10 protein-coding genes are annotated in these 10,767 nt (G+C 72.6%); 4 read left to right on the plus strand and 6 right to left on the minus strand.

Annotated features, from left to right (window positions below; translation table 11 throughout):
* On the minus strand, positions 1–1,172 hold a 1,172-nt coding region (locus AB0M20_RS11230), incomplete at its 3' end, for an aminotransferase class V-fold PLP-dependent enzyme (protein WP_364296893.1).
* On the minus strand, positions 1,169–2,491 hold the full coding sequence (locus AB0M20_RS11235; protein ID WP_364296895.1) for an MFS transporter: 1,323 nt from the start codon (positions 2,489–2,491) through the stop codon (positions 1,169–1,171). The genes AB0M20_RS11230 and AB0M20_RS11235, both read right to left, overlap by 4 nt.
* Positions 2,492–2,540: 49 nt before the next feature.
* Here AB0M20_RS11235 and AB0M20_RS11240 point away from each other — a divergent pair, with 49 nt between their 5' ends.
* Positions 2,541–3,995: a gamma-glutamyltransferase gene (locus tag AB0M20_RS11240; RefSeq protein WP_364296897.1), complete on the plus strand. Its 1,455-nt coding sequence runs from the start codon at positions 2,541–2,543 to the stop codon at positions 3,993–3,995.
* A 10-nt stretch (positions 3,996–4,005) separates the two neighbouring features.
* Here the strand turns inward: AB0M20_RS11240 and AB0M20_RS11245 are convergent, their stop codons facing one another.
* On the minus strand, positions 4,006–4,308 hold the full coding sequence (locus AB0M20_RS11245) for an MGMT family protein (RefSeq protein ID WP_364296899.1): 303 nt from the start codon (positions 4,306–4,308) through the stop codon (positions 4,006–4,008).
* 60 nt (positions 4,309–4,368) lie between these two features.
* Here AB0M20_RS11245 and proB point away from each other — a divergent pair, with 60 nt between their 5' ends.
* On the plus strand, positions 4,369–5,478 hold the full coding sequence (gene proB, locus AB0M20_RS11250) for a glutamate 5-kinase (RefSeq protein WP_364296901.1): 1,110 nt from the start codon (positions 4,369–4,371) through the stop codon (positions 5,476–5,478).
* Positions 5,479–5,489: 11 nt separating this feature from the next.
* On the plus strand, positions 5,490–6,731 hold the full coding sequence (locus AB0M20_RS11255) for a glutamate-5-semialdehyde dehydrogenase (protein WP_364296903.1): 1,242 nt from the start codon (positions 5,490–5,492) through the stop codon (positions 6,729–6,731).
* A gap of 4 nt (positions 6,732–6,735) precedes the next feature.
* Here the strand turns inward: AB0M20_RS11255 and AB0M20_RS11260 are convergent, their stop codons facing one another.
* The 3 genes from AB0M20_RS11260 to AB0M20_RS11270 all read right to left on the minus strand — a co-directional run bounded on the left by AB0M20_RS11260 (position 6,736) and on the right by AB0M20_RS11270 (position 10,235).
* Positions 6,736–7,542: a prenyltransferase/squalene oxidase repeat-containing protein gene (locus AB0M20_RS11260; protein ID WP_364296905.1), complete on the minus strand. Its 807-nt coding sequence runs from the start codon at positions 7,540–7,542 to the stop codon at positions 6,736–6,738.
* A 58-nt stretch (positions 7,543–7,600) separates the two neighbouring features.
* On the minus strand, positions 7,601–8,782 hold the full coding sequence (gene moeZ / locus AB0M20_RS11265) for an adenylyltransferase/sulfurtransferase MoeZ (RefSeq protein ID WP_364296907.1): 1,182 nt from the start codon (positions 8,780–8,782) through the stop codon (positions 7,601–7,603).
* A gap of 109 nt (positions 8,783–8,891) precedes the next feature.
* Entirely contained in the window at positions 8,892–10,235 is a 1,344-nt protein-coding gene (locus AB0M20_RS11270; protein ID WP_364296909.1) for a DUF3152 domain-containing protein, read from the minus strand.
* On the opposite strand from AB0M20_RS11270, the gene AB0M20_RS11275 reads away from it, so the two are divergent.
* Positions 10,216–10,767: pentapeptide repeat-containing protein (locus AB0M20_RS11275; protein ID WP_364296911.1), on the plus strand; the 552-nt coding region annotated here is incomplete at its 3' end. The two genes, AB0M20_RS11270 and AB0M20_RS11275, sit on opposite strands and share 20 nt — an antisense overlap.

Raw genomic sequence — 10,767 nt, forward strand, 5'->3', positions numbered from 1 at the left:
GCGAAGTCCGTCGCGGCCGACCGCACCGCGGCGGTCACGGTCAGGTGGATGGTCGGTTCCATGCCGGGGTACGCGAGCTGCGGCTGCGTGTGCCAGCCCCGCGCGGCCAGCTCGTCGGCCAGCACGAACAGGCCTGTCCCACCCACGCCGGCCAGGCAGACCACCGTGGTCTCGGTGGGCGCGTAGAGCCGCACCCCGTCGGTGGCCTCGACCGCGGCGGCCAGCGTCATCACCGCCTCGCGGGTCTGCCGGGCCAGCTCGAGATAGCCGGCGTCGCCGAGGTGGCGCAGCACGGCCAGCGCGGCGGCGATCGGGCCGCCCGACCGGGTCGAGGACACCCCCGGGTTGATCATCGTGTAGCCGGGCCAGTCCGCGTACGCGAAGTACTGCGGCAGCCGCAGCGACTCGTCGCGATGCAGCAGGATCGAGACGCCCTTCGGCGCGTAGGCGTACTTGTGCAGGTCGACCGAGATGCTCGTGACGCCCGGCACCGACAGGTCGAAGGCCGGCAGATCCGCACCCAGCCGCCGCAGATAGGGCAGCACCCAGCCGCCGAAGCACGCGTCCACATGACAGCGGACCCCGCGGCTTGCGGCCGCCGCGGCGATCTCCACGATCGGGTCGATCACGCCGTGCGCGTAAGACGGTGCCGACGCCGCGACCAGCACGGTCTCCGGCCGGATCGCGGCCGCCATCGCCACCGGATCGGCCCGCAGGTCCGCGCGCACCTCGACCACGTCCAGCTCGACCCGCAGGTAGTGGGCGGCCTTGGCGAAGGCGGCGTGCGCGGTGGACGGCACGACCAGTCGTGGCCGGTCGACCGCCGGCCGGGAGTCGCGGGCGGCCTTCACCGCGAGCAGCAGCGACTCGGTGCCGCCGCTGGTCGCCGTCCCGACCGTGGCCGCGCCGCCGCCGAGCAGCCGGGCGGCCGCGCCGACCAGGGCGTTCTCCATCGACAGCAAGGACGGGAAGGCGGTCGGGTCGAGGCCGTTGACGTGGGCGGAGAGCGCGTGCGCGGCCTGGGCCAGCCCGTCCAGGCCCGCGATCGCGGGGTCGTAGACGTAGGCGAACAGGCGGCCGCCGTGGGTGGGCAGGTCGCCGGCGCGGAGATCCCGCAGCTCGGCGAGCACCTGGGCGGCGGGCACTCCGGTGGCCGGCAACGCGTCGATCATGAGCGGAGGGTATCCGGGTAGCGGCGCAGGGACAGCGTGGCCGCGGCCACCAGCAGCGCCGGCAGCACGCTGAAGCCGAGCAGCACGCCGAGCCGGGCGGTGTCCGTCTGCGCGGCCGCCTCCCCGGTGACCGAGGAGGCGTAGCCGAAGATCTGCAGCACGACGGCGTAGATGCCCGGACCGAGGGCCAGGCCGAGCGTCTCCCCCGCGGTCCAGACGCCGGTGAAGACCCCGGCCTGGCGGCGGCCGGTGCGCTCGGTGTCGGCCGCGATGCAGTCCGGCAGCATCGACAGGGCGAAGACCTGCTGGCCGGCGTACCCGCAGCCGATCACCGCGACGATCAGGTAGATCGGCAGCGCCGGCAGACCCGGCGCGGCGAGCAGGGCCAGCGCGCCGACTGCGAAGATCAGGCTGGCCAGGACCATGCTGCGGCGCTTGCCCAGCCGGTGCCCGGCCCGGGTCCACAGCGGCATGACCAGCAGCGCCGGCCCGACGAAGGCCGCGAACAGGATGCTCGATCCGCCGGCCCGGCCGACGACGTGGTCGGCGAAGTACTGGACCCCGGCCAGCATCGTGGCGATGCCGACCGACTGGAGCACGAAGCAGAGGAGCAGGGCGCGGAACGGTCCGTTGGCCGCCGCCACGGCCAGTTGGGCGCGCAAAGACGGCTCGACCTGCTCGGGGGCGCGGGTCGGTGCTGTGCGCGTACCCCAATAGGTCGCCAGCGTGCCCACGACGATCAGCGCGCCGACGAAGAGGCCCGCCCACCGGTGGCCGGTCCGGCCACCACCGGTCTGTTCGACGATCAGCGGCGCCAGCGCGCCCGAGATCAGGATCGCCAGCGCCAGGACGGCGACCCGCCAGGTCATCAGGCGGGTCCGCTCGGCGTAGCCGTCGGTGAGCTCGGCGGGCATCGCCACGTAAGGCACCTGGAACAGCGCGAACGCGGTCGCGGCGGCCAGGAAGGCGAACGCGACGTAGGCGCCGGCCGGGGCGCCGCTGCGGAACGGCCCGGCGAAGATGGCGGCGAACAGCACGCCGAGCGCCAGGCCCGCGCCGAGCAGGAACGGCCGGCGGTCGCCGCGCCGGTCGGAGAGACGGCCGGCCATCGGGTTGATCAGCACGTCCCAGGCCTTGGGCAGCAGCACGAGCAGCCCGGCGATCCCGGCGGCCACCCCGAGGGTGTCGGTCAGATAGGGCAGGAGGAGCAATCCGGGTACGGTGCCGAAAGCGCCCGTGACCAGCGATCCGAGGGCATATCCGACGCGTGTGCGCCCGGGTAGCCGGCGTACTTCGTCGGAGGGACCGGCAACCGTCATGGACGCGGATGTTAACCATTTGTGGTGCTCCGGGCCTACGCTTCCACCGATGAAACCGCCGTCCGCAGCCCACCCACCGCCGTCGACCGGACTGAAGGCAACCCTTTCGGCGGGCGTGGCCGCCGCGCATCCGGTGACCGCCGAGGTGGGGCTGTCGGTGTTGAAGGACGGGGGTACGGCCGCCGACGCAGCCGTCGCGGCCGTGCTGACCTGCTGTGTCGCGGAGACGATCTACACCGGGCTCGGCGGCGGCGGGTTCGCCACCTACTTCGACGCGTCCACCGGCGAGGTGACGTGCCTGGACTTCTTCGTGTCGGTGCCCGGCACCGACGGCGACGCCACGGCCGGGCCGATGGTCAAGGTGGACGTCTTCTTCGGCGGCGTGCCCCAGGTGTACGAGATCGGCGGCGCCAGCGTGGCCGTGCCCGGGGTGCCGGCGGGGCTCGGCGAGGTGCACCGCCGGTGGGGGCGGCTGCCCTGGGCCGACGTGCTGGCGCCGGCCATCGCGCTGGCGCGTACCGGCGTGATCCTGCCCGCGCCGCAGGCCCACACGCTGGTCTCCTGCGCGCCGGCGCTCGCCTACGGCGAGGGCGCCTCCTGCTACACCCCCAACGGCAAGCTGCTCGAGGGCGGCGACCTGCTCTTCCACCCGGGTCTCGCGACCGCGCTGACCGGGCTGGCCGACGAGGGTCCGTCCATCTTCTACACCGGTTCGATCGCCGAGACGATGGTCTCCGCGGTGCGGGCGGCGGGTGGCGCTCTGGGACCGCGCGACCTGGCCGGCTACCGGGTACGGGAGACGACGGTCGACCACGCCACCCTGAACGGCTATCGCGTGCACGCGCGGCACGACATGAGCCGGACGGTGCACACGATCGCCGCGCTGCCCGCCGACGTCTCGGACATCTCGCCCGAGGACCGCGCGCTCGCACTGGCCGTCGCGCTGCGCGACCAGGGGCGGCAGAAGATCGGCGACACCACGAACGTGTCGGTGGTCGACGCCGACGGCAACGCCTGCGTGATCACGACGACGCTGGGGCTCGGGTCGGCGGTCTGGCTGCCGGGGCTGGGCGTGAACCTCAACTCGATGCTCGGCGAGGGCGAGCTGATCACCTCCGACATGACGCCGGGCGCGCGGATGTCGTCGAACATGTGCCCGCTCGTGGTGATCGACGGCGAGGAGCGGCTCGTGGTCGCGGCCGGGTCGGCGGGGGCGTCGCGGATTCGTACCGCGCTGATCGACACGCTGCTGGGCCTGCTGGTCGACGGGCTGGACATGGCGGCGGCGATCGCCCGGCCGCGGTTCCACGTGGTCGACGACACGGTGCACGCCGAGCCGGGCGTCTCGTCATCACAGCTGGACGCCCTCGCCTCCGCCGGCTTCACCATCAACCGCTGGTCCGAGGCCAACCACTACTTCGGCGGGGTGACCGGAGTCGGGATGGCCGGCGCGGCCGGGGACCCTCGCCGCGGCGGGACGGGGCTGCTGCTCGTGGGGTCCTGAGCGCCCGCGCTCACGGAGCCCAGGACGCTCGCTTCATGTCGACGTGGTCGCCCCTGAGTGGGACGCCCTCGGACAGCAGGCGCTGGCGGGCCTCCTGCTCGTGGCCCGGCGGCATGCGGCCGGCACCGGTCACCACGCGGTGCCACGGGACGGCGCCACCGTGCCTGGCCATGATGGTGCCGACCTGGCGGGCCGAGTTGCGGCCCGAGACGTCGGCCAGGGTGTCCGCGATCGCGCCGTAGGACATCACCCTGCCCTCCGGGATGCGCTCGACGAGGCTCAGCACCTCTTCCACGTACTCCTGGGGTGTCACGCGCGCCACCATATGAGATCTCTCCGCAGCCGCGAACGGCCAGGCGAGCATGATGGTCCCGTGCGTGATGTGGTGACCGGTGCACGCCGGGTGGTGGTCAAGGTGGGGTCGTCCTCGCTGACCACCGCCGCCGGCGTGATCGACGAGCAGCGCGTCGACGCCCTCGTCGACGTGCTCGGCAGGCTCGCCTCCGGCGGGCGTGAGGTGGTGCTGGTCTCCAGCGGCGCGATCGCCGCAGGGCTGAGCCCGCTGAGACTGCCCCGGCGTCCGCGCGACCTGGCCACCCAGCAGGCCGCGGCCAGCGTGGGGCAAGGGCTTCTGATCGGGCGGTACGCGGCCGGGTTCGCCCGCCACGGCCTCACCGTCGGGCAGGTGCTGCTGACCGTCGACGACGTGACCCGGCGCGCGCACTATCGCAACGCGTACCGGACGCTGCGGAAGCTGCTCGATCTCGGCGCGCTGCCGATCGTGAACGAGAACGACACGGTCGCCACCGAGGAGATCCGGTTCGGCGACAACGACCGGCTGGCCGCCCTCGTCGCCGCGCTGGTCCAGGCCGACCTTCTGGTGCTTTTGTCCGACGTGGATGCCCTGTACACGGGCAAGCCCTCGAACCCCGCCTCGCGGCGGGTCCCGATCGTGCAGACCGAGTCGGACCTGTCCGGCATCTCCATCAGCGCGCCTGGCTCGCGGGTCGGCACCGGCGGGATGGTCACGAAGGTCGAGGCCGCGCGGATCGCCACCGGCTTCGGCATTCCCGTCGTGCTGACCTCGGCGGCGCTCGCCGGCGAGGCCCTGAGCGGCGAGGAGATCGGGACGTTCTTCGAGGCCGTCGCGCGCCGGCCGGCGGCCCGGCTGTTCTGGCTCGCCCACGCCACCGCCCCGCGTGGCCGCCTCCACCTCGACCCCGGCGCGGTCGCCGCGGTGGTCGCCCGGCGCAAGTCGCTGCTGCCGGCCGGCATCACCGCGGTCGACGGATCCTTCGCGGCCGGCGACCCCGTAGATTTGGTGGACGCCGGGTCGGGCGCGCCGGTGGCCCGGGGTCTGGTCAACTACGACGCGGTCGAGTTGCCCGCGCTTCTCGGCCGGTCCACTCCGGAACTGGCCGCCGCGCTGGGCCCGGGCTATGAACGTGAGGTCGTGCACCGCGACGACCTCGTACTCCTGTGAAAGGTTCGAAGATGAGCAGCGTTCAGCAGCAGGCCTCCGACGCCCGGATCGCGTCGATCGAGCTGGCGGCCGCCACGCGGGCGGAGAAGGACGCGGCGCTGCTGCGGATGGCCGAGCGGCTGGAGCTGCGGGCCGCCGAGATCGTCGAGGCCAACGCCGTCGACGTGCGCAACGCGCGGGAGTCGGGGCAGAGCGAGGCGATGATCGACCGGCTCTCGCTGACCGAGGAGCGGGTCGGCGCGATGGCCGAGGGGCTGCGGCAGCTCGCCGCGCTGCCCGACCCGGTCGGTGACGTGGTGCGCGGCTCGACCCTCGCCAACGGGCTGGAGCTGCGGCAGGTGCGGGTGCCGTTCGGGGTGGTGGGCATCATCTACGAGGGCCGGCCGAACGTGACCGCCGACGCGGCCGGGATCTGCCTCAAGTCGGGCAACGCGGCGCTGCTGCGCGGCTCCGGCTCGGCGATGAGCTCGAACGCCGCGATCGTGTCGGTGCTGCGCAAGGCGGTCGCGGACTCCGGGCTGCCGGCCGACGCGGTGCAGCTGCTGGACGCTTCGACGCGCGACTCGGTGAAGGAGCTGATGCGCGCCCGCGGGCTGGTCGACGTGCTGATCCCGCGCGGCGGCGCCTCGCTGATCAAGACGGTGGTCGAGGAGTCGACGGTGCCGGTGATCGAGACCGGGGTCGGCAACTGCCACGTGTACGTGGACGAGGCGGCCGACCTGGAGAAAGCGCTCGCGGTCGCGGTGAACTCGAAGACCCAGCGGCTGTCCACCTGCAACACCGCCGAGTCGCTGCTGGTGCACGCCGCGATCGCGGACACGTTCCTGCCGCTGGTGCTGCCGGAGCTGATCGACAAGGGCGTCACGGTGCACGGCGACGCGCGAGTCTCGGCGTACGACGGCACGGTGCCGGCCACCGAGGAGGACTGGGGCACCGAATATCTGTCGGCCGACATCTCGGTCGCGGTGGTCGACTCACTGGACGACGCGCTCGACCACATCCGCCGCTACGGCACCGGACACACCGAGGCGATCGTCAGCGAGTCGGTGGCGGCCACCCGGCGCTTCGCCGCCCGGGTCGACGCGGCCGCCGTGATGATCAACGCGTCGACGCGGTTCACCGACGGCGGCGAGTTCGGATTCGGCGCCGAGATCGGCATCAGCACGCAGAAGCTGCACGCCCGCGGCCCGATGGGCCTGCCCGAGCTGACCTCGACGAAATACATCGTGACCGGCGACGGCCACACCAGGTAAGGAGTCAGCGGCAGGCGCGGATCGCCATCAGTGTGGTGTTCACGTCGAAGGTCGGGCCCTCGTCGCTGTCCCAGCCGCCGTCCGTGCGCTGGGACTCGCCCAGCCGCTTGCGGATGCCCTCCATGAGCTGCTCGTCGCCCAGGTTGAGCCGGCTCAGCGCCGCGCCCATCGCGGCGACGTCAGCCGGGCTCATGTCGCCGAGCCGGTCGCCCAGCACGAGTTGCACCCGGGCCGACTCGTAGAAGAACTGCTCGCCGTGCAGCAGCCCGGCCAGGTGCCAGCCGGCCGCCAGGAACGACGGCCACGTGCCGTCCGGCCGCAGCTGGGACACCGCGAAGCGGGCCGCCGCGTTGAGCGTCGCCGCGTGCTCATAGGGCGAATCCCAACTCGGTCGCGACTCGACCGAGGCCACGGTCAGCCAGTAGCCGGCCACCGAGGTCAGGTAGAAGGTCGCCTCCGGGTCGCCGGGCATGGCCCAGACCGGGGCCTCGGGCGCCAGCGACTCGTTCTCCTGCCACGAGCCGTCGCGCCGCTGCGAAGTCGCCAGCCAGGTCAGCGCCCGCTCGACCGCCGGTCCCCGCAGACCGCCCAGGTCGTCGACCTCACCCAGCCGGAAGCAGGTGGCGTCGACCGACGCGATCTCGCTGTCGCCGGTCGCCGGCCAGCCGCCGTCGAACGTCTGCCCGGCGGCGATGCGCTCGACGATGTGCGGCGGGGGCGGTGCGCCATTGCGGATGAACGCGAGCCGGGCACGCTCGACCGGATCGCCGTGTGCGATCACGTAGCCGATCGCCGCATCGATATCCACCACGCGAGTGACGGTACCGCCCCACCAGTGCTTTCGCTGCCTCGATCTAGCGGGAGAAAACTCAGTACGACGGAAGCGACGGATCCACCGTGTTGACCCAGGAGACGATGCCGCCCTGGACGTGCACGGCGTCCTTGAAACCGGCCGCCTTCAGCGCGGCGAGCGCCTCGGCGCTGCGCACCCCGGACTTGCAGTGCAGCACGATCTGCCGGTCCTGCGGGAAGCGGGACAGCGCCTCGCCGGAGAGGATCTCGCCCTTGGGGATCAGCGTCGCGCCCGGGATGGAGACGATCTCGAACTCCGCCGGCTCACGCACGTCGACCAGGAACACGTCCTTGCCCGAGTCCTGCCAGTCCTTCAGCTCGCGCGCGGTGATCGTCGCGTTGAGCGTCGCCTCCTGCGCCTCCTCGGAGACCGCGCCGCAGAAGTCCTCGTAGTCCTCCAGCAGCTCGGTCTGGGTGGCGTTCGGGCCGCAGAGCACGCAGTCGGGGTCCTTGCGGACCTTGATCTTCCGGTACTCCATCTCCAGGGCGTCGTAGACCATCAGGCGCCCGACCAGCGGCTCGCCGATGCCGGTGAGCAGCTTGATCGCCTCGTTGACCTGGATCGAGCCGATCGACGCGCAGAGCACACCGAGGACGCCGCCCTCGGCGCAGCTCGGCACCATGCCGGGCGGCGGGGGCTCGGGGTAGAGGCAGCGGTAGCAGGGGCCGTGCTCGGCCCAGAACACCGACGCCTGGCCGTCGAAGCGGTAGATCGAACCCCACACGTACGGCTTGCCGAGCAGGACCGCGGCGTCGTTGACCATGTAGCGGGTCGCGAAGTTGTCGGTGCCGTCGACGATCAGGTCGTACTGGCTGAAGATCTCCATCACGTTGTCGCGGTCCAGCGCCGTGTTGTGGATCACGACGTTGACCAGCGGGTTGATCTCACGGATGCTGTCCGCCGCCGACTCGGCCTTGGGCCGGCCGATGTCGGAGACGCCGTGGATGATCTGCCGCTGGAGGTTGGACTCGTCGACCGTGTCGAAGTCGATGATGCCGAGCGTGCCGACACCGGCCGCGGCCAGGTACATCAGCGCCGGCGAGCCGAGGCCGCCCGCGCCGACCGCGAGCACCTTGGCGTTCTTCAAGCGCTTCTGCCCGTCCATCCCGACGTCGGGGATGATCAGGTGGCGCGAGTAACGGCGGATCTCATCGACCGAGAGATCGGCGGCGGGCTCGACGAGCGGGGGCAAGGACACGGTTCACTCCCCGGGTGGGTGGCAGTTGCGCCACCCATTGTTGCTCGTGGGCGGCCCGAGTGGGCATGACGTGCGACACCGGCCCGAGATGCGGGACGCGGAATAAATCTCAGTCGATGGCCTTGCCCGCGTAACGCTTGCCGTCGATGTACGGCCAGGCGTTCGCGACACAGCCCTTGAGGCCGTAGGTCTGCTGCTGCATCACGGGCGCGGGGCGGCCCTTGCCGGGGCATGCCTCATGGCCGTACCCGAGCTGGTGCCCGACCTCGTGGTTGACCGCGTAGGCCCGGTAGGTCTCGAGCGGCGCGTCGTAGTCCGGCACCGCGTCCTGCCAGCGGGTGTCGTTGATGATCACCTGACCCGGCAGCCGGCAGGAGGTGTAGCCGTCGGTGTTCAGGCCGCCCGCGTCACACATCCGCTCGGCCGTCTTCCCCCCGGCCAGGTAGATGGTGAACTCGCTGGCCGCGTCGGCCGGCACCCGCTGGAGGCGGAACTGCCGGCCGGCGATCCAGCCGCGCGGGTCGCCGAGCGTACGGTCGATCTCGTCGGCGAAGTCGCCGCCGTTGCCCTGCCCCAGCGTCTTCTCCACGCTCACCTTGAACCGGCGCAGCGGGCCCGCGCTGCCGAGCACCGGGCCGTATCCGGCGACGAACGTGAAGCCCGTGGTGGCGCCCGCCAGGCGGGTGGGTGCGGTGTTCGCGGTGTCCGCCGGGGCCTGATCCGACCTGCCCGGGGCGGTGGTGGCGGCCGCCGTGGTCGGCCGGTTCGGGGCCGCGCCACCCGTGGCCGCGGTTGGCGCGGCGCCGGTCGGCTCCCCGATGCCGGCCTGCTGCGAGGCGGCCGGCTGATTGCCGGCCAGCCGTCGTCCGTCGTCATCCCGGAGAAACTGCCCCACCACCAGCACGATCACGGCGAGCAGCACGAAGGCGATCAGCGCGACCAGGCGGCGACGCTGCAGGGCCTTCTTGGCGCCGGGGGTGAGCGGCGCCGCCCCGGCGGGTTCCTCCTCGACCGGCGGTGGTGGCGGAGGCAGGATCGCCGGTGCTCCGGCCGGTGGCAGGTTGAGGCCCGTGCCGAGTTCGGCCGGGCGGTCCGCCGACCGACGGGTCGGGGTGACCATGCCGCCGCTCCGCAACGGCGGCGGCTCGAGAGCCTCCACCTTGGGGATCTCCGCGGTGTCGGACCTGAGTTCGATTGCGACCTCGGTGGGCGCGACCTCGGTGGGCTGGGCGGACGCGGCGGATCGGTACGTCGACGCCGGCTCGGTCGTGGCCGGCGTCTCCTTGGTCACCGAGACGGTCGGCGCCGCCGACTCGACGTGCGGGCTGCCGGTCGGCGCCGGCGCGGTGGCGACGGCGACCTCGTCCGGCTGGACCGGCGGCGGAGACGTGGTCTCGACCGCGATCGCCTTCGGTGCCGTCCCGCTCGTCGCCGTGACGGCTGCCTTCTCCAAGACCGCCTTCTCCGGGGTCGCCTTGGCTGTCGTCGCCGGGGCCGCACCGGTGGCCGTTGTCTTGGCCGGCTTCCTGGTTGTGGCCGTCCTGGCCGGCGCCGACTTCGGCGGGGCCGGCTCGGTCGCCTTGGCCGGGCCCGCCTTCGTGGCCTTGGCCGGGGGCGCCTTGCTCACCTTGGCCGGCGGCGCCTTGGTCGCCTTTGCCGGGGCAGCGTTGGTCGCTTTGGCCGCGTTGGACCCCTTCGCCGCGGCTCCGCCGGTCCCCTTGGCCGGGGCTGCGCTGTTCGCCTTGGCCGGAGCAGCCTTGGCCGGGCTCGACTTCGTCACGGCCGCCTTCGCCGCGGCCGTCTTCGCCGCCGCCGTCTTTGCCGCGGCCGTCTTTGCCGGGCTCGTCTTCGCCGGCGTCGACTTGCCCGGCGTGGACTTACCTGGAGCGGACTTCGCTGCCGTCGACTTGGCGGGCGTCGGCTTTGTGGCCGTCGGCTTTGTGGCGGTCGAGTTCGTGGCAGTCGACTTCGTAGTGGCCGACTTC

Origin of the sequence: Actinoplanes sp. NPDC051633, from assembly GCF_040681735.1 — a bacterium.
GTDB lineage: Bacteria > Actinomycetota > Actinomycetes > Mycobacteriales > Micromonosporaceae > Actinoplanes.

Excerpts from the sequence above, each read along its gene's own strand:
- AB0M20_RS11235 (WP_364296895.1), bottom strand. The coding sequence starts at position 2,491 with ATGACGGTTGCCGGTCCCTCCGACGAAGTACGCCGGCTACCCGGGCGC.
- AB0M20_RS11240 (WP_364296897.1), top strand. The coding sequence starts at position 2,541 with ATGAAACCGCCGTCCGCAGCCCACCCACCGCCGTCGACCGGACTGAAG.
- AB0M20_RS11255 (WP_364296903.1), top strand. The coding sequence starts at position 5,490 with ATGAGCAGCGTTCAGCAGCAGGCCTCCGACGCCCGGATCGCGTCGATC.